A 24,700-nucleotide genomic window follows, 5' to 3' on the forward strand; every position below is an offset into this window, starting at 1 on the left:
GTTTAATATTTTAGGTTGCTTACACTCATTACTGTATAAGGAATAACAGCCATTCTAGTGCGATAAAATGACAAATGTATCTGGTTTAAAAAATAATAAATAGTGTCAAATAATAGAATTATTGACTGTTTATGAGCGACGTATTTATAGATGAATAGTTATAGATCGGTGATTATAGGTAGAGAGTTATCTGCGCATACGAAAAAGTGAGAGCTTTTAGCAAAGAATTGTAGGCAGATAATTAAACGATAAAGTATATATGAGGCTTAAGTACTGATTTACCGTTCTCTTAATAAAGTAACTAATAAAGCACTTGTACCAACAATGAAGAAACAAACTAACATACAGATGAAAGTAATAAATAAAGGGGCTTAGCCCCTCATAAAAATTAGGTTAGCTTACTGAAACTCAACTTGTAAGCTAACCATTAAAGCAAAAAAGTACATTAATACCTACATAGCTTAATTCGATTTTATAGGTTTTTGCTTGGTCGATATGCGATAAAAAGCAAAAAACAATATTACCGCTATTTGAGCAAAAGCCCCCTGCCAAGTAGAACCCACGCCAATCCAAGGTAAATCAACATGTACTGGCAATGCAGAAATACTGATCACAGCGGCCTCTTGTAAAGCGGTAATAGCTTTACCCATTAAGATAAACGCTAAAGCGAGTAATAAATAAGTCGTCATAGAGAAGAAACGCGCAATAGGTAACTTAATTGAATACTTTAATATCGCCCAAGCAACTATGGCTAAAAGAACAACCCCAGTAATAAAGCCTGAAACCGCAACTGAATATTGCTCTGGTGATGCTTGTGTTAATAGTGATTGATAAAATAAAACTGTTTCAAACACTTCACGATACACGGCAATAAAGGCAAGTAGCGTTAATCCCCATAGCGTGCCAGCTCGTAATTGCGTACTGATATGTTTTTGAATATATGCCTGCCATTGTTCGGCATTAGTTTTACTGTGCATCCATATACCTACATATAACAGCATAATCGCTGCAAGTAATGCCGCAACACCTTCCATCATTTCGCGGCTAGCACCACTAATGTCGATAATCGACTGCGCTACTGCCCATGTAGCTACGCCTGCTATTAACGCTAAAACCCAACCAGCATGAACATATTTAAGGGCATCACGTCTATTGGTTCTAATAAGTACGGTCATTAGCGCAATAACAACTAATAATGCTTCAAGCCCTTCTCGTAGCAAAATAACTAAACTCGCAGAAAACAATGCGCCACTAGATAAAGCAGCCCCAGTTAATAATCTCTCAGCTTCATCTAACTGAGTAAATATCTCAGCAGATAACTGCATTAACTGTTTTTCTTCGCCTGGTGAGTTGATAACTTGCCTTAAGTTAATAAGGTTAACTTCAATTTGTTTTCGTAAAACTTCATCTCTCGCGTCCAAGCTATTTTCAATTAACTCAAAGCCATCAAGGTAAGCGCTAACCGCAAGCGTATTGGCTTTTGTAAATTCATTACTTTTATAAGCATCAATAGCCGCGCTTAATTGACTTTTAGTGATTTCGATTGGGTTTTGTTGTTGATTAAACAACAATGAAGGCGACGCTCTGTATGCATCAATATAATCAGCATCGATATTATTATCAGCATTAATTAATTGCGTAGGATTAAAGTTTATCCAATTTTGCAGATCAATTTCTTGTGCTGTTTTAGTTGAAGGTTTAGAGGAATTGAAAGCAAGACCACCGACATAAAATGCTAATGACCAACGTTGCTGCTCTTTTAGCTGAGTAAAAGCTGGCATAGCGGTATCATCTAAGCCATTAGAAATTGCATCAAATAAGCCTAATAAGGATCTATTGACCGCACGTTCTTTATCGGTAAAGTTTGTTGGCTCTGGCGATAAACCTTTTGCTAGTAAACCATCACCTTTACCCATAACACCATGACAACTAACACAGTTCTCTTGAAATAAAGTTTGTGTATCTTTTTCAGGTAATAATCTACTTGGTAGAGGTGACTCGGGTAAAATTGCCAATAATAGACCTCGAATTCCAGCACTTATTAGGCGTATTTCACTCACTGACATTTTGTTTTTAATCGCCTGCTCTAATGCCACTGACTGACTGTATATTGCTACTTTATGATCAGAACCAACTTGACTAGAAACTCGGTCAATAATCATGGCTGAGAACTCAAGCATTTCTTGATATTCACCGGCATTAACGACCTCTCCATTTTCAACAGCATCTGCATAATCAACACCAATATATTCTGCTAACTGAGCTAGTTGTCGAAGTTGAGCTGTATCATTAGTTTGTGCAGATACCGGTAAAGAAAATAGATTTATCGACAAATAAACCATAGTTATTATGCTGAGTATTTTTTGCTTAACTTTGTTAGTAGAACGATATGGATAACAAAAGTGGGTAGAGCTTTTATTCATCTGAAATAACCTTAACAACATTGCGTAATGATAACTATTATCAATTGTAAGCTAAATATTCACGAATGTAATTAATTAAATGTTGTTAAAATGTAAAACATCTAATTTAGGGTTTTTGACGAGTTTGAATCATAATAAAGGAAGGTGTTTAAACAATAACTAGCAACATTAATTGGCTATTTAGGCCATAAGAATTGCTGAATATTCGTTTGATAATGTGGGAGTATAATGACTATCAATATGATAATGCTAAGCCTGATTATAAAATTTTAAGCAGGTATAGCATTATCAAAGGTTGCCTTGCTGTATTGAAAGTTAATACATGTAAACGATTGAATCAGTAAGGTGTCTAAACCAATAGCAATTATTTCACAACAACAGTTCCGCTATACATTTTCATTTGGCAATGAAAAGCATATTCACCTTTATCCATGGCGGGTAACTCTACTACCAAGGATTTATTCAAAGGTAAATCTGCACTAATGTCAAAATCAGGAAAAATCACTGTGGCTGCACATGGACTTGCATCTTTACGGATAAAGTTAATGCTCAAAGCTTTATTCTCAGGCGATGAAATATAAGCAGGCTGATAAACTCCAGCATCAACCACTACGGTTATTTCACTGTTATCATTTTCAACACTCACTTCAGTTGATTTAGGTTTATAAAGCCAAAACCACCAAATAATTAAAATAATTAATCCTAAACCCATCAAATTGATTATTAACATGTTATCTCCTTTTAATTAGTGTTCTTGAGGCTTAAATAAACGTAAACGGTTGGCATTGCTCACCACGGTTAATGATGAAAATGCCATTGCTGCACCGGCCACAACTGGGTTTAACATCAGACCAAAAAATGGATATAAAATACCTGCAGCAAAAGGCACCCCTGCTACGTTATAAATAAAGGCACCAAACAGGTTTTGTTTAATATTGCTTAGTGTTGCTTTACTTATCGCTATTGCATCTGCAAGGCCATGCAATGAACCTCGCATCAAAGTTATATCAGCACTTTCAATAGCCACATCTGTTCCTGTTCCAATGGCAAAGCCAACATTAGATAGTGCTAAGGCAGGAGCGTCATTAATACCATCGCCTGTCATACCCACTATTTCGCCTTGCGCTTGTAGCTCAGCAACCTTGTTCGCTTTATCATCCGGCATTACTTCTGCAAAAACTTCTTTTATGCCGACCTGCTTTGCCACGGCATTTGCTGTCGCCCTATTATCGCCGGTAAGCATAACGACACGAATACCACTTGCCTGAAGCCTTTTAATCGCAGCAATAGAGTCTTTTTTAATTGGATCTGAAACAGCAATAATTGCCACAAGTTTATGATCAACAGCTAAATACATTGGTGTTTTAGCGTTGTCAGCAAGCTGTTGTGCTTTAGTCACAAAACCATTTAACGCGATACCATTTTTTAGCATCAGCTTTTGATTACCAAAAAGTAATTGTTGACCGTTTAATTTGGCTTCAACACCATGACCGACAATAGCCTGAAAGTCTGTCGTATTTTCAAGGACAATATCTTTTGCTAATGCTGAATCAACAATAGCTTGTGCAAGCGGATGCTCAGAGTCACTTTCAATACTGCCAGCAAAACTTAAAATTTGTTGTTCGGTGTAGTTTTCGTCTGCAACAATAATATCGGTTACTTTCGGCGCGCCTTCAGTAATTGTGCCTGTTTTATCTAATATCATTGCGGTAATTTTTGATGCGGTTTGCAATGCTTCACCGTTACGAATTAATACGCCAGCTTCAGCAGCTTTGCCAACACCAACCATAACCGACATAGGTGTTGCTAAGCCCAGTGCACACGGGCAGGCTATGATTAAAACGGTGGTCGCCGATACCACAGCAAAAGCGATCACAGGATCAGGACCAAAGTTAAGCCACACTAATGCGCTTACGATTGAAATTATCATCACAACCGGCACAAAGTAGGCTGAAATTACATCGGCTAACCGACCAATAGGCGGCTTAGAGTTTTGTGCTCTTTTCACCATATTGATGATCTGTGCTATTGCCGTATCTTTGCCTACTCTTGTTGCTTTAAATAAAATCGACCCTGACTTATTTAACGTACCTGCGACAATGTCATCGCCTTCATTTTTTTCAACCGGCATAGGTTCGCCCGTTAACATCGACTCATCAATCGATGTCCGGCCTTGTGTTACCACACCATCTACAGGAACTTTTTCACCTGGCCTAACTCTCACAATGTCATTAATTAATACTTGCTCGATAGCGATATCAAGGTCTTTATTGTCACGCAAAACTCGAGCAGTTTTAGCCTGTAAGCCAATTAAACGTTTTATCGCTTCGCTAGTTTTCCCTCTTGCTTTTACTTCAAGTGCTAAACCTAGATTGATTAAACCGATAATCATAGCAGTTGCTTCAAAATAAACATGGCGTGCCATCTCAGGTAAAGCCAAAGGAAAGAAAACCACAATCATCGAATATATCCACGCTGTACCTGTGCCTAAGGCAATTAAGGTATCCATATTTGCTGTGTGATTTACTAATGATTTCCATGCACCAATGTAGAAATGTTTACCGGAAAAATACATAATGGCAGCGCATAATATGCCAATAAATAACCAAACACCGCGCTCGGTTGTTGTTTCAACGGTCATTGGGCCACCAAATAAGCCATACACCATAAGCGGAACACCTAAGCCTAAAGCAATCCACATTTGCTTCATTAAACTGCTGTAGTACTTTTGGTCAGCCGCTTCTTTTTCATCAAGTAGTTCATCATCGCTACTGTCACTTACACTTTTAGCGTTATAGCCAATAGCTTCAATCGCTTTTATTAATACCTTGGGCTCAACAGCACCAGTAACTGTCACCGTTCGTAAAGCAAAATTCATTTCTGCACTTTCTACTCCAGCGGTATGATTTAATGCCTGCTCTATTTTACCTACGCAGCTTGCACACCCCGCCCCTTCAATAATCAAATCTTGGCTAGGTTCAGTAAATTTATTCATTATCATCTCCTTTGCTGTCTTCATATTGTCCTTCGCCCTCAATAAGATGGCATATCATATGTCCGGTTGGTGCTTTGTCAGGTTTACTCTGCCAATCGTTAATAGCGTCTCTCAACTTTTCTCGTAATTGAAATGCCGCTTGAAACTGTTTCTCGGTTTCTGCTAGGTGGTGTTCAATAATTTCTCGCACTAATGGACAAGCTGAATGTCCTTTATCTGATTCAATTAAAATACTTTTGATCTCTGTAACAGAGAAATTTAATTGCCGCGCACTTAAAATAAATTTGAGCCTGTTTTGGGCATTTTTCCCATAATCTTTGTAACCATTAGTTGGACTTTTACTGGGCGTAATAAAGCCAATTTTAGTGTAATAGCGCACAGTATCCGATGTGGTATTCATCGCATTCGCTAATGCTGTTACTCTCATGACATAAATCCTCTATCGGTAAAGAAAATATAATGTTTTCTTAAAACTAAACAGACTTTACACCTGTGTCTTACACACAGGTCAAGAAAATGATTTCAATAAAATATTGAATACAAACTATTAGTCGTCAGACCTACTTGTAGCCCGTACGCATTAGTCTGGTACTTGAGAAAGCGAAGACTTATGTATACAAACAATGCCGTCTTTAGCATATACAGCAAGTAAACTTTGGTCTTCAAATGCAACATGTCCAGGTTGTAAAACAGCTTCATACGAGATTGTTTCTATATGCGTGGCCGTCCATAGCGCTTGATCAAGTTTAATTAATAACCCCATATGCCCGAAGCACTTTACCTTTTCATCAATGTCACTTATCGGCATTTTAAAATCCAAAATTCGCTCAGAAACCTCAGTTCTAGGCCAATAAGAAGCATTAATTTGAGGACGCGCATCGCTGTAGTATTTTTCAGCATTTCCAAAAAAGCATTGTAATAATTTGGCTGACTCTAAATGCACTTTTATCATCAAGGTGGTTAGCGTTTCATTCGCAGATAGTGCAAGTTGGCTTTGTAATATAATGTCTCCACAGTCAAAATCTTTAGTTACTTTTTGAATTGAAATACCCGAAAATTCAGGGTGTTTTATTAAATAAGGTAAAGGTGTTGGGCCTCTGCCTGCTGGTAATAATGTAGGATGAATATTAATTGCATATTTAACATTTGTTATAGGTAATAAATAAGAGTATTCAGCAATAATAAACATCTCCGCGCCAAGGATAATTAATTGCTTTAATTCACTCTCGCTAGGTTTATGACTATGCAAAGGAATACAATTATTTGCACATACGTTATCTATAATAGATGAATTACGTGCAGAACTATTTTTATACACTCGTAATATGTCATGGCCTTCAGACAGTAAATACTTTAAACAAGAGGAGAATAAATTATTCCCAAAATAAACAATTTTCATAAGCAGATTTCAACGTATTGGTATAAAGTAAAATTATTGAATAATGAAGATATTACTTTTATTAAAGCCATTGCTATTAAACAATTACCGTCATCAATTTATACATTTTTGAGCTCGTTCCTACGCTTTAGTTCACTAAGCAAGCTTAGTTTGACCAGTGAATATGTATGATTTTCCATTGTCCTGCTTGTTTATGTAACATCATAGTTTCAAGCCCTACGCTATTAATGTTTTTGCCTTTATATTGACCAGAAGACTTGCGTTTTGACATGGCGTAAGCAAAGTCGCCAATAACGTCTATTGTTTGATCAACGACTTCAGTGTTTATATCCGCTAAAAACTTCATATCTGCCAGCATGTGATGTTGAGCATATTCATCAGCTGATTTTTCAACGCCGCCGCCTTCATAAATCACTACGTCATCAGCTAATAAAGCCCTAGCTTTAAAAATATCTGCTGACTTAAGCGCATGATGAAACTTAGCAATAGTTTCACCAGCACCATCATTTACTCGTGAAGTGTTAACTACTACCTTGTCCTCCAACAACTCATAACCTGAAGAGTTGTTTTTTATTGAATTAATGGCAGTAACTGTATCTTCATGTTTACCGTTATTATTTGCGTGTAAGTTAACACTCAAAATTGTGCTACACACTAGACTGGTAATTAAAAATATTTTATTTATCTTCATTTGTTATTTACCTCTATCATTTCAATTCTTGTGTTTATTCAATTGCAGTAAGTATCTGATATTGTTCAGGTGTTAAAGTAGGTAGTTGCTTTATAAATGCCACCATAGCCCAAATGCGCTGATCGTCATGAGTTTTGCCCCAAGCAGGCATGCCAGATGCTTTAATACCGTGTTTAATGACCCAAAAATTTTTTCGATCAATAGCAATCTCATCACTCGGTTTACTTTTTACTTTTACATTAGTGGCTACTGTTAAGTTAGGTGGCGCTGGATATAACCCTAAACTCATATCACTTTCATATTGTCCTGACTTTAAATGACAACTAGCGCACATAAATTCGTAATCAACAGCACCTAAAAGTAATAAGTCAGGATTTGTTAAATCAGGAACCGCAATATGCTGTGCGGCTTTATTTATCGACGTCTGTCTTGTTTCGTCTAAAAGCCAATACACTAATTCGCCATGAGGCTCATCAGCTGCCACATTAACAATACCTGAATAGAGCACAGTGGTTGTAAACCCAATACCTAAAACAATTAATATCAGCATTAACTTAAACACTTTCATCTTACTTCCTTCAATTTTATAGTGACTTAGCGCCTAAACTCACACTAAGTCACTTTGTGCTTCTTCAATGATTATCGTGTTCTATTTTCTTTATATCCTTATCTTCAACATCTTCCATTTTGCTACAGTCTGCTTTTTCGGTTTTCTTTACATGTAAACTTGCATCATGTGCTTTAACAGACATGGATAGAGTCATTACTGGAATTCATACCAGTGTCACTTTACTTAAAGCTTTAATGATTCTTTTCGTCATGCTTATTGCTCTCGTTATAATTAAGATTTTATAAATCTTTATCATGTTGATAGCTTCATTCTTCTGTTGCTACATGCTTTATCGATGATGAACGCCATAAATAAAACAATGCAGGTAAAACAAGTAAGGTTAATATCACCGCACTCATCATGCCTCCGACCATAGGTGCAGCTATTCTACTCATCACTTCCGATCCCGTGCCTGTGCCATACAAAATAGGTAACAAGCCAACAATAATAGCGGCGGCTGTCATCATTACTGGACGAACACGCATGCCAGCACCATTTAAAACAGCTTGAAATAAATCTTCTTTTGTCGTGGTAATTTTTTTTAAGCGATGTTCTTCTAACATGGCTTGATAGGCTTGGTTTAAATACACCAACATAATAACGCCGATTTCAACCGCTACTCCTGCAAGTGCAATAAAACCAACCCCCACAGCCACTGAGAAGTTAAAACCTTCAAGGTACATCAACCAAATACTACCCACCATGGCCAATGGTAACGTGCCCATGATCATGGCTACTTCAATTACATTTCTAAAATTTAGATAAAGTAAAATCACAATAATGAATAAAGTTAATGGCACAACGTAAGCTAATTTAGCCTTGGCTCGCTGCATGTACTCGTATTGTCCTGCCCAAGTCACGGAATAACCAGCAGGTAGTACTAATTGATCGGCAACTACTTTTTGCGCCGCTTCAACATAAGTACCGACATCAACACCTTCAATATCAACATAGGCCCAACCATTTAATCGAGCATTTTCAGATTTTATCCCCGGAGGACCATCTTCTATATAAATATTAGCAACATCACCTAAGGCAATACGTTGTCCGTTTGGCGTAACTATCGGCAACAATGACAATTGTTCAGGCGAATTACGATAATCTTGTGGGTAACGCACATTAACCGGGTATCGCTCTAAACGCTCAACCGTTTGAGTCACATTCATACCACCAATAGCTGTTGCTACAACTTGCTGAATTTCAGCAATATTTAAACCATAGCGGGCTGCTTTAGCTCGTTGAATATCGACTTTGATATATCGGCCACCCGCTACTCGCTCTGAGTAAACCGATGTTGTACCCGGTACGTCTTTTAAAATAACTTCTAGCTGCTGACCTATGTCTTGAATAACCGATAAATCAGGTCCCGCAACTTTAATACCTACCGGTGTTTTAATGCCGGTTGCAAGCATATCAATGCGGGTTTTTATCGGCATAACCCAAGCATTAGTTACCCCAGGAAGTTTGACTAAAGCATCAAGTTCATTTTTCAAACTTTCTGGTGTTACCCCTTCTCGCCATTGGTCTTGAGGCTTGAACTGAATAAAGGTTTCTATCATGGTCAGTGGCGCAGGGTCTGTTGCCGTTTCTGCACGACCCACTTTACCAAATACCGTTTTAACTTCGGGCACTGTTTTAATCAATTTGTCAGTTTGTTGCAGAAGTTGACGAGCTTGACCTATTGAAATTCCCGGATAAGTTGTAGGCATATACATTAAATCGCCTTCATCAAGCGGAGGTATAAACTCGCTACCTATTTTATCAATTGGATAGATACCAATACCCAATACAATTAATGCCGCGAATAATGTCACTTTAGGAAAATGCAAAACGGTTTTAAGCGCAGGCATATAGATAAAGGTTAAAAATCTATTAACTGGATTTTTATGTTCAGGGAGCACCTTGCCACGAATAAAGTAACCCATTAATACTGGTACAAGTGTAATAGCCAACGCCGCTGAGGCCGCCATTGCATACGTTTTGGTAAAAGCTAATGGCGAAAACATTCGCCCTTCTTGCGCTTCTAGGGTAAATACCGGTACAAAACTTACGGTAATAATAAGTAAACTGAAGAATAAAGCTGGGCCGACTTCACTGGCCGAATCAGCCACTACTTGCCAACGATTCTCTTTTGTTAATGGAGTCTTTTCCATGTGCTTATGCATGTTTTCTATCATAACAATAGCACCATCTATCATCGCACCAATCGCAATGGCAATACCCCCTAAGGACATTATATTGGCATTTAGACCTTGCATATGCATGATGATAAATGCCGTTAAAATTCCAACCGGTAAACTGATAATAGCGACAAGAGATGAGCGCACATGAAATAAGAAAATAATACACACTAAGGCGACTACGCCAAATTCTTCTAGTAACTTAAATGCTAAGTTATCAACTGCTCGTTCGATAAGTGCAGAACGATCATAAACCGGCACAATTTCAACACCATCTGGTAAGCCTTTTTTAAGCTTTTCAAGCTTTGCTTTAACACCATTAATAACTTGTTGTGCATTCTCGCCAAAGCGCATGACAACAATACCACCAACTGTTTCGCCTTCGCCATTAAGCTCAGCTATACCTCTGCGCATTTGTGGGCCTGTACCAATATCTGCTACATTTTTTAGTAGTACAGGTGTGCCATTTTTATTCACACCAAGTGGAATATTTTCGAGATCGTCAACGCCTTTAATATAACCTGTAGCCCTAACCATATATTCGGCTTCAGCCATTTCAACCACTGAGGCGCCAATTTCTTGGTTACCCTGTTTTATTGCGGTTTGGATCAGCGAAAGCGGAATGCCATAAGCACGTAACTTTTCTGGATCAACTTTTACTTGATATTGTTTAACCATACCGCCTAGTGCAGTAACCTCAGAAACACCTGGTACGGTTTGTAATTCAAACTTTAAAAACCAGTCTTGAATGCTGCGAAGTTGGCTTAAATCATGTTGCCCTGTTGGATCAGTGAGCGCATATAAATAAACCCAGCCTACGCCTGTTGCATCCGGTCCTAGCTGTGGTCGGGCCTCACTAGGTAAATTGGGAGCTACTTGGCTTAAATACTCAAGTACTCTTGAACGCGCCCAATATAGATCAGTGTCCTCATCGAATATAACGTAAACGTAAGAGTCGCCAAAAAACGAATAACCGCGAACAGTCACTGCCCCCGGCACTGACAACATAGCAGTCGTCATCGGGTAAGTAACTTGGTCTTCCACTACTTGTGGCGCTTGCCCCGGATAACTGGTTTTAATAATAACCTGGACATCAGATAAATCTGGCAGTGCATCAATCGGGGTTTTGCTCACCGAATATAAGCCGACACCCACTAGCAGTATTGTGGCTAATAAGACAAAAAATCGATTGCCTATTGACCATCGAATAATAGAAGTAATCATATTTTATTTACTCCTAAATTAGTGGTTTGAATGATCAACGGGCGATGCTTCAAGCGCAGCTTCACCATTTGATTTTTCATTTTCAGACAAGGGAGTAATATCGGTGATAATGAAATTTCCATCACGTATTTCAAAGGTAAACTCCACCTCCATGCCTTGACTAAAGTTAGCTAAACTCACCGTTTTATCAGTAATAAAATCAACCGTAGCTGCCGGTCTATTCCACTTTTCTATAGCAGAGCGGCTGATATTTATCATGCCATGATCAATCATAAGTGAATTAATGGTGCCCGTGACCGTCGCAGAGCTTACTTCGTCAACCGAAGACATATTCATTTCCATCGAACTACTGTCATCAGGAATATGAATATTAGTGATGATATAATCGCCTTCAGCTGTTTTACTCACTTCAACATGCAAACTCAAACCAACTTCAAGTAATGAAAAATCAATAGAGTCAATGGCAATAAAATCCATCACCATTTCAGGCCAACCCCACTCGGCTATAGCTTCATGCGATAGAGTTAACATTTTGTGCCCTGGCATTAGACTTTGAATATCGGCTTGAACCCAAACGGATACCGGTGGTAGTTCGTTATCAGATGCATCACTATGCATACGTTTAAAATCAGAAGATTTACTTGATTCTGAATCCAATAAAAATTGTGCTGAACTTACCACTTTATCACCCTCGTTAAGGCCAGAAAGTATTTCAACACTTTCATTGTCAAAACGGCCGACAGTAACCTCAATCGACTTAAAGCTGCCTTCGCCTAACGCTAAAACAACGCGATCTTGTTTGCCCGTTCTGATTAACGCTTCTTGTGGAATAAGCAGTGCTTGTTCTTGATTGCGATTATGGATGGTAATTTGAGCAAACATATTAGGTTTAAAAGCTAAATCTTCATTACTAAAGCGTAATCTAAGTTTTACCGTTCTAGTTTTTACGTCGAGAGTTGGGTAGATTAAATCGACTTGCCCCTGCCATGATTTACCTGGTAAATAATCTAACGTCATGGTGACCGCTGCCCCCTCTTTCACTTGGTTTACTTGACGCTCAAAAACTTCTGCTTCTACCCAAACTTCAGATAAATCCCCAATAGACATAATGGTTAAACCCGGTTTAACATAAAAGCCTTCTCGAATATTTAACGCTTCTACTACGCCGTTTTGAGGAGAGTAAAATGTAATGGTTTGCTTTACCTGTTTAGTTTTTATCAGCTCTGATATGGTCGACTTAGGGATTTGTAAAGCAAGCAAACGGTTTTTGGCCGCTTCTATTAACTGACGATTACTGCGCTTTAGCGCTAAGACTAATTCTTCTTGTGCATTTACAAGCTCAGGAGAGTAAATATCATAAAGTGCTTGCTGCTTAGTCACTGTTTCACCAACTGCTTTGACATACAGTTTTTCTATCCAACCTTCTACCCTAGGGTGAATCTGAACAAGCTTTTCTTGATCGTATGCTACATAACCTACGGTATTTATTTCTGTATGTAGTGACTTAATATTCGCAGTTGTTGTTCTTACGCCTAGGTTATTTACAACATCAGGAGAAATACGAATAGTACCAACGCCCTCGTCTGGGCCTTTACCGCCATCGTCGTATACTGGCACTAAATCCATACCCATAGGCGACTTACCCGCTTTATCTCTTCTGTAATTGGCATCCATTGGAGCAACCCAATAAAGGGGTTTTTCTATATCTGACTGATCCGTTGAAGTTTGCCCATTGCTGTCTTCAAATAGGTAAGAGAAAGCGCCCCAGGTGATTAAACCACCGATAAACATACCGATAATAATTGGCTTGACGTTGTTTTTTGCCATTTTGTTACTCATTAATTAACTCCGAAACAACAGAAGTTCGGCTGCTATTGTTTGTAATAGTGTTGTTGTGCGTAATTGCTGTATTGAGATTACCGATAAATAGATAGTTAAGTTCTAAACGTATTTTCTGTTCTTCAACATTGAGTGTTAGATCATCTATTTCAGTGTTAAGCACCGCTATACGTGAACGAACAACTTCAGAAAAGTCGCCATCGTCATTGGTATAAGCTGATAAAGAAGCTTGGGCTTGGTCGTTAATTTGCGGTAATAACTTATTTTCATACAAATTTTGACGATCTTTTAAACGTAAAAGTCTACCTTTTGCACTGGCATAAGCCGCCATTAGTTGGCGTAGCAATAAAATCTTTTCAGTTTTAATTGCTTCTGAAGCGTATATGGCAGATTCACGCTCTTTATCTTGTTTATTTTCAGTAAAAAGCGGTAAATCGAAAGTAACACCAACCGAAAACAAATCGGCTCGACTACTGCCCATCGGATCATCCGCTCGATAACCATAACTCGCGTTTACACCCCATTGAGCTTTATATTTTTGCTCGGCTAATTTAATACCTGCTTTAGTGGCATTAATATTTTTCTCTACAGCGATAACCGCCGGGTGATTTGTAAAATATGGTACCAATGCCATAGGTTTTAGCCAATTTTCTTTAAAAACCAAATCAGTATTGATTAAATCTATTGCTGGTAATTTCGGACTGATTACTATGTTATGTAATGAAAAATCAGACGCTAATAGGCCTGAGTCACTTGCCGTGCTTTCGCTAGAAAACTCGCTTAACCACTGTGAAAGCATGCCTTCATAACGATTTCTTTGCTGCGCTAATAAATTTAATCTATCGTCTAAACGGGTGAGTTCAAGTTGTGCGCGAACAATATCTTGTTGTCGCGTTTTACCCAATGCAGATGAATAACTTACTTGTGCAACTTCGGCCAATTGTTCGAATAGCGATCTGTTCTTTTCAATTAATGAAATACTTTGCTGAACGCGATAAACGTCTAACCATAAGCTACCCACAGTAACCGCTACTTGTGATTCGCGATCTTTTCGTTGAAAAGGAAAGGCTTCACTTTGCGTTTTTAATTGCTGGCTTTGGATCGCTAAGGTATCGCCGCGAGGAAACATTTGAGCAATACCCAATTTCGCTTGTGTCATCCCTTCTTGAGAAAAGTCAAAACCGTTAACAGGTAGATTGGCTAAACTTATTGATACAACCGGATCAGATAATGTATTGACTGCTTGGCTCATTGATTCAAGCGCGCGTTGCTTGTGAATATTTCCCGTCAGCCAAGGATCATTTTTTTGTGCCGTTTTAATGGCATTTTCAAATGATAATGCGAAGCCAGCTTTTACATTGCTGGCTTGTACTACATTTACATAAAGAACAGTTAACGCTATAAAACCTAAACTACATTTAGCGCTAAATTTGTACTTCTTGTTTTGCATCTTCATTAAAACTGGTCCTCATAAGATTGAACATTAGCGTAAATTTCATAACTACCATCGACTTTCAATAATAAAACTCGATATGGCTGAAACCTATCGTCAACTTCCATGCCCGGACTTCCTACTGGCATTGCAGGCACAGATAAACCAATAACATCTTGGCTGTGGGTTTGTTTGATAAATTGTTGAATATACTTTGCAGGCACATGCCCTTCAAAAACATAACCATCAGCTGAAATGGCGGTATGACAAGAACGGTATCTTGGTGCTATAGATTTTTCTTCTTTAATACCCGGAAAGTCATCAAAGCTATGAACCTTAGACTCAAAACCATGATTATCAACATGGTTTATCCAAGCTTTACAACAACCACAAGAAGGACTTTTATATACGTCTAATGCAATCGTGTGTGGTTTAACTTTATTTGGTGGCTCAACAACGTTTGATGTGGTATTTGTTGGCGCTTGGTTCTCTTTAGAACAACTGGCTAAAACAATAACAACGAAACAGTAGACGAAACTTCTTAACTTAATCTTAAACTTACTTTTAAACATAACTCACCCAATAGGCACATTAATAATTTTTTGTTGATCAGGTTATTTTAAAAGTACGTAGAAACGAAATTTCTAGCGATTGAACTCAAAAAAGCCTAATACAGCGAATAACACGATAAATGCACCAAATTTTGGATACATTTATGCTGTACTTAACTTAATATTGGCGGACGGTAGAGTGATGAAGGTTGTTGGCTGATAGCCACACGAGAATAGTTTAGTATTTTGGTTGGATTAACAATCATGAGGTTATGATTGAAATTATTCATGAAGGTTGCAACATTAGAACAACCTCCCATATAACATTTACAAATAGTGCTACAGCAATCTTCAAAATTGTTTTCTGCTGACTCATCCATGCCGAACGAGTTGTCTGAAGAGTTACCAGACATATTATGATTACTATGGTCCATCATAGGCATATCTTGTGAATGTGAACTCATACTTAACATGCTCAACATTTGATAAGACATCATAGTAGACGCCATAGCTTGACCAACAAAGGTCAAACAAGCTAGCAGTACTATTAATGTTTTAGAGCAGTTTAAAGTCACAAGCAATCAACAAAATATTATAATTAATCGCAATAGTCGCACAGCTTAAGTTTATATTCAACGAAATAAACACACTTACTAGGCTATTAATCTTGAACGAACTTAGAAGTCTGTTTAATTCACTACCACCCATACTTGTAAAGGGTTTATCATAACTACCCGATAGAATTTAGAAATGGTAAAAACTTAGATACCGTTTTTTACCTACGTACTAACGCAGATAAAATCGTACAATATGCTGTTTATATTATTAACAAAATCGCTGTAAACCCCCTTTTACTTTAGTATGATTAACATCAAGTTAGCTATACTCAGGCTTTAAATTTAGCCTATACCTGTTTTGTATTATTCGGAATTGAAAAATGTTTGAGATTATAATTTTGGCATTGGCATTAAGTATGGATGCATTTGCTGTTTCTATTGGTTTAGGCGCTAAAAACAAAAATAAAACAGCCTCACTTGCCATGGCATGTGGGTTATATTTTGGTTTTTTTCAAGGCTTAATGCCCTTAATTGGTTATATGGGCGGTAGAGGTGTTTTTGGTTGGATAGAAGCTTATGCTCCCTGGGTTGCATTTTTTCTATTGGTATTAATTGGCGCTAAAATGATTTATGAGTCATTTTCAGATGGCATAGAAGAAGATATAGCAAAAGTCACCCACAGGATTATGTTGGTGCTTGCCATAGCCACCAGTATAGATGCAATGGCAGCAGGCTTCTCGCTAACTATACTTGACGTAAACCCATTTATTGCCTGCGCTATTATTGGTATGACTACCTTTTTCTTTAGTGTGTTTGGCGTTTATATTGGCGATAAAAGTGGTACTTGGCTTGAAAGCAAAGCTGAGCTTCTCGGGGGAATTGTGTTAATACTGATAGCGATAAAAATATTATTTATGTAAGCATTTATCACCATTGTTAAAGCCTATAGTCACTAAAAATAGCTTTATCTAGTTTTGCGATAAATACTGAATATCTATTAATTTTTAACGTTAAATTCAGCAATTCTTAAGTTTAGTCTGGTATCTTATGGGTACTAATGTTTATTTATTGTGAGTGACTTTGAAAGTTTTAATTATAGAAGACTCAACATCTTTAAGAAGAAGCTTAAAAATTGGCTTATCTAATTTAGGTTATACCGTAGATGATACTGGCGACGGGTCTGAAGGCTTGAGTATGGCGCTCTCTGGTGATTATTCTCTACTAATTCTTGATTTAATGCTGCCCTCTGTTGATGGCACTGCAATACTTAAAGCAATTAGAAAAGCCAATAAAGATCTTCGTGTGCTTATTTTATCGGCACGCGACTTAACTGAAGATAAAATTGAAGGGCTACTTAATGGCGCTGACGATTACCTTACTAAGCCCTTTTCTTTTGATGAGTTACATGTTCGACTACTTTGCTTAATGCGCAGAGGCTCGTTAAACGTTAACGATAATACGATTAATATTGGTAGTTTTTCATTAGACTTACATTTAAAACAACTCTTCTGTAATGGCATTGATACGAATTTAACCCCCAATGAATATAAGTTAGTAGAATGCCTTTTTACTAATCAAGGTAAAGTTATATCACCGGAAAAATTGAGTGAATATTTAGCCGGACAATATGACGCTATTGCTAAAAATTCAATTGAGGCTCATTTATCAACCGCCAGAAAAAAGGTTAAGTTACTCGGCTACGACCTACCCATTAAAACCAAGCGAGGCTTTGGTTATTTTTGTTGAGACCCATGAATGATTTCTATTAAGAAAAAACTAAGCCGTTATATCTCAATTTCAATATCGATATTATTAGTGTCTATATTGTTAGTTACTGATCTTGCTGTTGATAGTTGGATTAGTGCTGAATTTGACCGTGCAATGACCAACAAAGCAAATTTACTCACAACATTAATCAGTGAAGACAGCGATGAAGTTCATGGCATAGAGTTTGATTTTGCTGATGAATTTATGCCTGAGTTCTCAGGTAATAACGATCCAGAATACTTTCAATTATGGCTTGATAACAACGTATTTGAACGCTCTCAAACGCTTGAGCTATTTGATGTTAATGAACTCCCTAAAGCTGAAGTTAAACTCCACCAATCATCCATTAGTAACATCACTTTACCTGATGGTCGCTCAGGTAAAATGTATTTTACAAAGTTTAAGCCTCAAATTGACTCTGATGAACGAGAAAATAGTGCGATTACAACATTGCAAATAGCCAACAATCAAAAAACAATGGAATTGGCTTACGCTATAAGTAATGAAGGCTTAAATCAAATACTTTGGTTTGTAGATATTATTTTTATATTCTCTTCATTGCTTGCGGTTATAGCGGTAAGGTTAATTGTTTTTAATGTGGTAGAGCGCGGTTTAAAGCCAATTGAGCAACTCAATACCGAGCTACAGCAAATCAGCTTAAACTCTGAAATTAGTGCGATCAACACCGAAAATTTACCTGAAGAGTTGATCGTGATTGCTAACGGTATTAATCATTTTATTCGTGAAAATAAAACTCTCTATTCTCGTGAAAAACGTATTACCTCAGATATTGCCCATGAGTTAAAAACGCCAATTGCAGAATTATTAAACTTAAGTGAAGTCGCGATTAAATTCCCCCACGAAAAACAGTTAGTTGATAATTTTAAAGTTGACGTACTTAACATTACTGAACGGCTTCGAAATATTGTCAATAGTATATTGTTGCTGCAAAAAAGTACCAACAGTACCGCCTTAGAAAAACAACAAGTGGAGCTAGCACCGTTAATTAATGCGGTTATAACAATGGAGAACAAAGCTAAGCGGGAAATAAATGTTATTTTTGATAACTCATGTGAACATATTCACACCAATGAGTTCGCATTAACAACTGTATTGTGTAACCTTCTCAATAACGCGCTTTACTATAGTCCTGTAAAAACACCCGTGACTATCACAGTGTTACCTTGTGAAGAAGGAAAGCGAGTTGTAATCAAATTAACTAACTTGAGTCAGCATGATTATAGTGAGCAAGATTTAGCCTTGTTTTTTGATCCTTTATGGCAAAAAGACGCTTCACGCACTTCAGCTGACCGATATGGTTTGGGGTTAGCTATTGTAAAATCTTATTGTGAAAATATATCGGCAGATTTGAATGTAGCCATTTCAGCAGAAAAAGAAATAACCTTTACCATTACAATATAAGCTGTCTCGTTAATTGAAATTATTAGCCGTTAGTTATTAACGGTTTTTTATCAGCATTGCTTATCATCGTTGTTTATCATCAAATAATTATCGACATTTAGTTATCAAAGAAACCTTTTAACTTAGAATTTTTAACAAGTAATTTTACTGAATGTTAAGTTTATTCTAAGCTAATTATCAGTTTCCCCTAAGCGCTTCTTAAGTTTAACAATTTAAAATATAAACACTTACCCATAGGTGTTTATATGACAAATTTTATCCCTGAGTTCTCATACTCAAACGTTATACAGTTAAAAACAGCGTTTGCAAACTTGCTTACAGACAAACCTGAGGCGCTTAACTCCGCTTACAAGTTAATATGTCGTCGAGTTTTCAATATAAACTCATCAGCTTTAGTCAAAAAACTCGACTTAAAGGCTGTTTAAGTGATGGAAATATTACGTAAAATTGAAAATATCACTATAACAACCAATCAGTTATTGTTTTTTACTTGTTGCTATATTGCTTTAGTTTTAAACCTACCTTTTTTAACCAAAGCGACAGAAGCAATCACGGCACTAGATAATTATAATGTGATATTTTTAATGTCACTGCCCATTTTTATATTATCTTTAACCATGCTAATTCAAGGGCTATTTGCTTTTCGCTGGCTGACCAAACCCCTGCTTATTATTACGGTAATTATTTCATCACTTATATTCTACGGTACGATTACTTACGGCATCGTATTTGATTACGGTATGGTGCAAAATACCATTGAAACAGACTCCGCCGAAGCACTATCTTACGTTAACTTGCAGGCTATTTTATTTTTCTTGTTTTTTGGTATTTTGCCCGCTTTTTTAATCTATAAAGTAAAGCTAACCTATAAACCTTTTTTTAGAGAGCTGTTAAGTCGCTTAAAAGTCATTAGCTTCAGCTTGGGTGTGGCATTATTAATCGCGAGTATTTTTTATTCTAATTATGCTTCTGTGGGTAGAAACAATAAGGATTTACTAGGTTACATTACACCTTATAAAATGGTTGATGCCTCTTATAAATTCATCAGGAATCACTATTTTTATCCTCCACTTAAGTTTCAAGTGTTAGATACCGCTCCGTCAATTGTTCGCGATAACTCGCGTAAGCATGTCACTGTGATGGTATTAGGCGAAACAGCCCGTTCACAAAGTTTTTCACTTAATGGTTATGTAAAACCAACAAATTCCTATACAGAAAAACAAGGAGTTATATCGTTTTCTAATGTTAGTTCGTGCGGCACAGCAACTGCGGTATCAGTCCCTTGTATGTTCTCAAGATTAGATAAAAACCATTACAGCAAACGTACAGCTACCGCTCAACAAAATGCCATTGATTTAATAAATTTGGCGGGTGCTGACGTATTATGGATCAGCAATAATAATGGTAGTTGTAAAGGCGTATGTACTCGAGTAAAAACCATTCAGGTCGATACCGATAAATCTAACCCGTTATGTGATGGCGAATATTGTTTTGATGAAGCGTTGTTAGCCCCATTAAAGCAAAAACTTAATTCGCTAACAAATGACAATACGCTCATTGTTCTGCATATGATAGGCTCTCATGGACCCACATATTTTAAGCGGTACCCTAGCGAGAAAAGTGTTTTTACACCCGACTGTCAACGCAGCGACATTCAAAATTGTAGTCCTGAGCAATTACTAAATACTTACGATAATACTATTGCTTACACCGACTTTGTCATATCAAAAGTTATTAATGAATTAAGTGTTTTAGACAAAAAAAATAATATTGAATCATCATTACTTTATATATCAGATCATGGCGAGTCATTAGGTGAAAGCGGTGTATATTTACATGGCCTGCCCTATGCGTTTGCACCTGAAGAGCAAACACATGTACCGATGATTTTTTGGGCCGACACTATGCAAGCTGATTTTAATACTGCCTGCTTGCGTGATTTATCAAAATCTCGTATCAGTCATGACAATGTTTTTGATACTTTATTAAGTATTATGTCTGTTAAGTCCAAAGCATATAATATTGAAAACGACCCGTTCATTGATTGTAAATCAGAGCATGCAATAGCACGTACCAACTCAACATCCGCATTTAATATAGAGAGAATAAACTAGTGTTCGACAATACCAATAAGCCTAAAGGCATAAACAGAGTAATATTAGCGTCGTTAAACTCATTTAGAGCGATAAAATGGTTGTACCTAAATGAATCGGCATTCAGGCAAGAGTTGTTACTGCTAATAATTGCCATTCCGGTATCCTTTTTATTCGATATAAGTGACAAAGAACAAGTGTTTTTGGTACTGGCAATAGTCTTTATTATGTTTACGGAAATAGTGAATACCGCAATTGAAGCAGTTGTCGACCGGGTCGGTTTAGAAATACACCCACTTTCAGGGTTGGCAAAAGACTTAGGCTCTGCCGCGGTATTTTTAAGCCTGATTATTGCGAGCAGTATTTGGCTTGTTATCTTGCTTTAAAACTTATGTCTAATGACGAGTTAATTGGCGAGTAAAATGGTTTATAAAATCATAAAAATTAGCCTGTTTTCAGTTTAAATTAAGCCTTTCTTAAGTTTCGTTTAATAAAGTAGTACCGTGTTCTAATAGCGGTATTACTTTAAATGTTTAAAACAACGCTCAATTTACTTCGACCTTTTATTTTATTTGCCATGATACTTGTGCTGACTTTGTTCATTTCTCGCATGGGTTTAGCTATATGGAAAATTGACCGATTCGATAGCTTTACTAGCATTCTAACCTTAGTTTTACACGGGTTTCGCATTGACTTAAGTGTTTTAGGTTATTTACTTCTTATACCAGCCATTTTGCATCCATGGTTAATGATGACTAAATATCATAAAACATGGCTCAAGATATTAAAGGGTATATTTTTCTTTATATTTATCTGTGTACTCTTCTTTGAACTCGCTACACCTGCTTTTATCAATGAATACGGCTTTAGACCTAATCGATTATTCATCGAATACTTACCGTACCCAAACGAGGTATTCAACATGTTAATCAATGGTCATTTACTTACTTTAATCACAGTTCTATTACTGTTATCTATTATTGGAAAATATCTTTGGTCATTTTTAAGTAATGTTATAAGCAATAAAACATCGCAATCTAGCGCTACGTTAATGTCGTCGAGTTTCTCGTTTGTACTGTTAGTTTTAGTATTAGCTCTTTGTGCTCGTGGCACCGTTGGCCATCGCCCAATTAACCCATCATTAGTATACTTTTCTACAGATCCACTAATTAATTCATTAACATTAAATTCTATTTATAGCGTTGCCCACGCATTTAAACAGCTGGGTGATGAAAAAAATGCTTCAAAGCTATACGGTAATATGACAACCGAAAAAGTAATTAAGCTTGTACAGCAAGAAACAGGGTTACTTCCACAAGATTTTAGTAGCAAATCACTCCCCTCGTTAACTTCACGTTTACCTGCCTATCAAGGTAAACCTAAGAACCTGGTTATTATTTTAGAAGAAAGTTTAGGTGCACAATTTGTTTCATCTTTAGGTGGATTATCATTAACACCAGAAATCGACAAACTTAATAGTGAAGGCTGGGCTTTTAAGAACTTATATGCCACGGGTACCCGTTCAGTCAGAGGTATTGAAGCAGTAATTACAGGGTTTACGCCAACACCAGCAAGAGCAGTGGTGAAGTTAGACAAATCACAAACCGGCTTCTTTACTATTGCCAGTTTACTTGCCAAGCAAAATTATTCTACCCAGTTTATTTACGGTGGTGAGAGTCACTTCGACAACATGAAAAGCTTTTTCTTAGGTAATGGTTTTAGTGATATTGTTGATTTTAAAGATATTCAAAACCCACAGTTTGTCGGTTCATGGGGCGTTTGTGATGACGACCTATTTAATCAGGCAGATATTGAACTCACCAAACTTCACAACAGCAACAAGCCATTTTTTAGCTTTATTTTTTCATCAAGTAATCATGACCCTTTTGAAATTCCTGACGGTATCGTTACGCCCATTCACTATACTTCTGAACAATTGAGTCAGTTTAATGAAAAAGAATTATCGCGCCATAAGGCAATACAATACGCTGATTATGCGTTAGGAAAATTTATCGCCAAAGCGAAGCAGCAGCCCTATTGGCAGGACACTATATTTTTAGTGGTTGCCGATCACGATGCCAGAGCATTAGGCAATGATCTTGTGCCGATTAAGAACTTTCATATTCCTGGCGTTATTCTTAATTCACCAAAGCAGCCTTTTTTAGATACAAGAATTGTCAGTCAAATTGACCTTGCACCTACATTATTATCGCTAATGGGGGTTACTAATTACTCGCCAATGCTAGGGCATGATCTTAATAAAACTGATATTTCTGAGCGAGCTATGATGCAGTACGCTGATAACTTTGCCTACATGAATAAAAGTGGGGTCAGTATTTTACAGCCACAAAAACAGCCACTTAGTTTTAATTACGACTTAAAAGAGCAGCGACTTATGCCTGTAGAACATAACAAAGCATTATCAGAAGTTGCTTTAGCGCATGCTTTATGGGGAAGTTTAGCTTATGAAAATCAATGGTATGCGATGCCAAATGAATTGATTGACGCTGACCCAACAAATAAAGTGGTATCAAACTAGTAACACGTCTATTAAAGCGAATAACATTAACTTAAGTTCATCAAACTAATGTTAAACATTTTATTACGGGGTAGCTCCTACTGCAAACTCACCCCGTTATCCTTTGCGAATTAACTAATCGGTACAATCAATGGAGTCTATATGAACAACAGTGGTTTTGTTGTTCTCTATAGGCCACTCGATCTCTTGACCAATAGATAAGCCAATTAAGGCACTGCCAACAGGGGTCAAAATAGATAAAGTACCACTTTCCTTAGTATCTTTAGGATAAACGAGTTTTAAGGAAAATGTTTTCTGTGTCGAAAGCATGGTAAATGTTACGGTTGAATTCATCCTTACTACATTATTGGGCAATTTAACTTTTGCTACAATTTTTGCCCGATCCAATTCAGCTATCAGTAAGTCATGAGACGGCATAAAAGTTTCTTTTTCTAACATAGCCTGTAAGGCATCATAATCTTCATTGCTAATAATTATTTTTGGTTTAATCATTGTATACCCCTCTTTTATTAAAAATTTTGCCAAGAAACATAATTTGTATGTATAAATTAAAAATATAAACAGTCGCTAATTTTTCAATAATAAACTCCTTTTAAACATACCTACTGAGCGATGCATTTAAGCGCAATAAACTTTAAGCCAGTAATTAATGGTTTGTTATTGCAATGCACACTCGAAAACATTACTTTTTTATCACCTGTGAGATTGCTTTAATTAATTTAACTGCCACAAATTCTTCATAAGAATCTACTGGTTCAAAACTACGTTCATAAAGTAACTCAATGGTTTCTAATCGAGCAGAAACCAACTCATAAACTGCTTTTTTATCATTCGTTGCATTCTCTATTAACTCTGATGATTCAAAGAGATAATCCCAAAAAATATTTTTCATATACCTGTTCTCAATCTTGAATAAGTAGTGTTAAAGTTGATTACATAAATTCAAGCTAAGTATGGCTAGTACAATGAGTACGTTGA

At 36.9% G+C, this 24,700-nt stretch carries 21 protein-coding genes; 6 read left to right on the plus strand and 15 right to left on the minus strand.

Annotation, left to right across the window (positions count from 1 at the left end; all coding sequences use genetic code 11):
* Positions 1-461: 461 nt before the first annotated feature.
* The 13 genes from H4J50_RS11615 to H4J50_RS11670 all read right to left on the minus strand — a co-directional run bounded on the left by H4J50_RS11615 (position 462) and on the right by H4J50_RS11670 (position 15,808).
* Complete coding sequence (locus H4J50_RS11615) at positions 462-2,423, minus strand: cytochrome c/FTR1 family iron permease (protein WP_259366235.1); 1,962 nt, start codon at positions 2,421-2,423, stop codon at positions 462-464.
* Between the two features lie 364 nt (positions 2,424-2,787).
* Positions 2,788-3,153: a cupredoxin domain-containing protein gene (locus tag H4J50_RS11620; protein ID WP_182256561.1), complete on the minus strand. Its 366-nt coding sequence runs from the start codon at positions 3,151-3,153 to the stop codon at positions 2,788-2,790.
* A gap of 15 nt (positions 3,154-3,168) precedes the next feature.
* Entirely contained in the window at positions 3,169-5,418 is a 2,250-nt protein-coding gene (locus H4J50_RS11625; protein WP_182256563.1) for a heavy metal translocating P-type ATPase, read from the minus strand.
* A complete protein-coding gene (locus H4J50_RS11630) occupies positions 5,411-5,845 on the minus strand; it encodes a MerR family DNA-binding protein (RefSeq protein WP_182256565.1) in 435 nt (144 codons plus the stop codon). The genes H4J50_RS11625 and H4J50_RS11630 overlap by 8 nt, the downstream gene beginning before the upstream one ends.
* Before the next feature lie 153 nt (positions 5,846-5,998).
* Positions 5,999-6,817, minus strand: a complete 819-nt coding sequence (locus H4J50_RS11635; protein ID WP_182256567.1) for a formyltransferase family protein — start codon at positions 6,815-6,817, stop codon at positions 5,999-6,001.
* Between the two features lie 145 nt (positions 6,818-6,962).
* On the minus strand, positions 6,963-7,508 hold the full coding sequence (locus H4J50_RS11640; protein WP_182256569.1) for a DUF4440 domain-containing protein: 546 nt from the start codon (positions 7,506-7,508) through the stop codon (positions 6,963-6,965).
* A gap of 34 nt (positions 7,509-7,542) precedes the next feature.
* Positions 7,543-8,076 carry a cytochrome c gene (locus H4J50_RS11645; RefSeq protein WP_182256571.1) on the minus strand — a complete coding sequence of 178 codons (534 nt, stop codon included), beginning with the start codon at positions 8,074-8,076 and terminating at the stop codon, positions 7,543-7,545.
* Between the two features lie 64 nt (positions 8,077-8,140).
* Entirely contained in the window at positions 8,141-8,272 is a 132-nt protein-coding gene (locus H4J50_RS19665) for a hypothetical protein (RefSeq protein ID WP_259366236.1), read from the minus strand.
* Positions 8,273-8,384: 112 nt separating this feature from the next.
* Positions 8,385-11,522, minus strand: a complete 3,138-nt coding sequence (locus H4J50_RS11650; RefSeq protein ID WP_182256573.1) for an efflux RND transporter permease subunit — start codon at positions 11,520-11,522, stop codon at positions 8,385-8,387.
* An 18-nt stretch (positions 11,523-11,540) separates the two neighbouring features.
* Positions 11,541-13,361: an efflux RND transporter periplasmic adaptor subunit gene (locus H4J50_RS11655; protein ID WP_182256574.1), complete on the minus strand. Its 1,821-nt coding sequence runs from the start codon at positions 13,359-13,361 to the stop codon at positions 11,541-11,543.
* A complete protein-coding gene (locus tag H4J50_RS11660) occupies positions 13,354-14,817 on the minus strand; it encodes a TolC family protein (RefSeq protein WP_182256576.1) in 1,464 nt (487 codons plus the stop codon). The genes H4J50_RS11655 and H4J50_RS11660 overlap by 8 nt, the downstream gene beginning before the upstream one ends.
* Positions 14,817-15,365, minus strand: a complete 549-nt coding sequence (locus H4J50_RS11665) for a DUF411 domain-containing protein (RefSeq protein ID WP_182256578.1) — start codon at positions 15,363-15,365, stop codon at positions 14,817-14,819. The genes H4J50_RS11660 and H4J50_RS11665 overlap by 1 nt, the downstream gene beginning before the upstream one ends.
* A 152-nt stretch (positions 15,366-15,517) precedes the next feature.
* Positions 15,518-15,808: a hypothetical protein gene (locus H4J50_RS11670; protein ID WP_259366237.1), complete on the minus strand. Its 291-nt coding sequence runs from the start codon at positions 15,806-15,808 to the stop codon at positions 15,518-15,520.
* Between the two features lie 473 nt (positions 15,809-16,281).
* On the opposite strand from H4J50_RS11670, the gene H4J50_RS11675 reads away from it, so the two are divergent.
* From H4J50_RS11675 to H4J50_RS11700, 6 genes are all read left to right on the plus strand, one after another.
* Positions 16,282-16,821: a manganese efflux pump MntP family protein gene (locus tag H4J50_RS11675; RefSeq protein WP_182256580.1), complete on the plus strand. Its 540-nt coding sequence runs from the start codon at positions 16,282-16,284 to the stop codon at positions 16,819-16,821.
* Positions 16,822-16,981: 160 nt separating this feature from the next.
* Positions 16,982-17,647, plus strand: coding sequence for a response regulator transcription factor (locus H4J50_RS11680; protein WP_108455982.1), 666 nt, complete (start codon positions 16,982-16,984; stop codon positions 17,645-17,647).
* A 9-nt stretch (positions 17,648-17,656) separates the two neighbouring features.
* A complete protein-coding gene (locus H4J50_RS11685; RefSeq protein WP_182256582.1) occupies positions 17,657-19,090 on the plus strand; it encodes a HAMP domain-containing sensor histidine kinase in 1,434 nt (477 codons plus the stop codon).
* 428 nt (positions 19,091-19,518) lie between these two features.
* Positions 19,519-21,204, plus strand: a complete 1,686-nt coding sequence (locus H4J50_RS11690) for a phosphoethanolamine transferase (RefSeq protein ID WP_182256584.1) — start codon at positions 19,519-19,521, stop codon at positions 21,202-21,204.
* Entirely contained in the window at positions 21,204-21,569 is a 366-nt protein-coding gene (locus H4J50_RS11695) for a diacylglycerol kinase (protein ID WP_182256586.1), read from the plus strand. Before H4J50_RS11690 ends, H4J50_RS11695 begins: the two co-directional genes overlap by 1 nt.
* Before the next feature lie 143 nt (positions 21,570-21,712).
* Positions 21,713-23,722 carry an LTA synthase family protein gene (locus tag H4J50_RS11700; RefSeq protein WP_182256588.1) on the plus strand — a complete coding sequence of 670 codons (2,010 nt, stop codon included), beginning with the start codon at positions 21,713-21,715 and terminating at the stop codon, positions 23,720-23,722.
* A 114-nt stretch (positions 23,723-23,836) separates the two neighbouring features.
* Here H4J50_RS11700 and rnk read toward each other — a convergent pair whose 3' ends face one another.
* A complete protein-coding gene (rnk, locus tag H4J50_RS11705) occupies positions 23,837-24,214 on the minus strand; it encodes a nucleoside diphosphate kinase regulator (protein WP_182256590.1) in 378 nt (125 codons plus the stop codon).
* 190 nt (positions 24,215-24,404) lie between these two features.
* Positions 24,405-24,614, minus strand: coding sequence for a hypothetical protein (locus H4J50_RS11710; protein ID WP_108455975.1), 210 nt, complete (start codon positions 24,612-24,614; stop codon positions 24,405-24,407).
* Between the last annotated feature and the right edge of the window lie 86 nt (positions 24,615-24,700).

Origin of the sequence: Colwellia sp. 6M3 (assembly GCF_014077595.1) — a bacterium.
In the GTDB taxonomy this organism is placed as follows: domain Bacteria; phylum Pseudomonadota; class Gammaproteobacteria; order Enterobacterales; family Alteromonadaceae; genus Cognaticolwellia.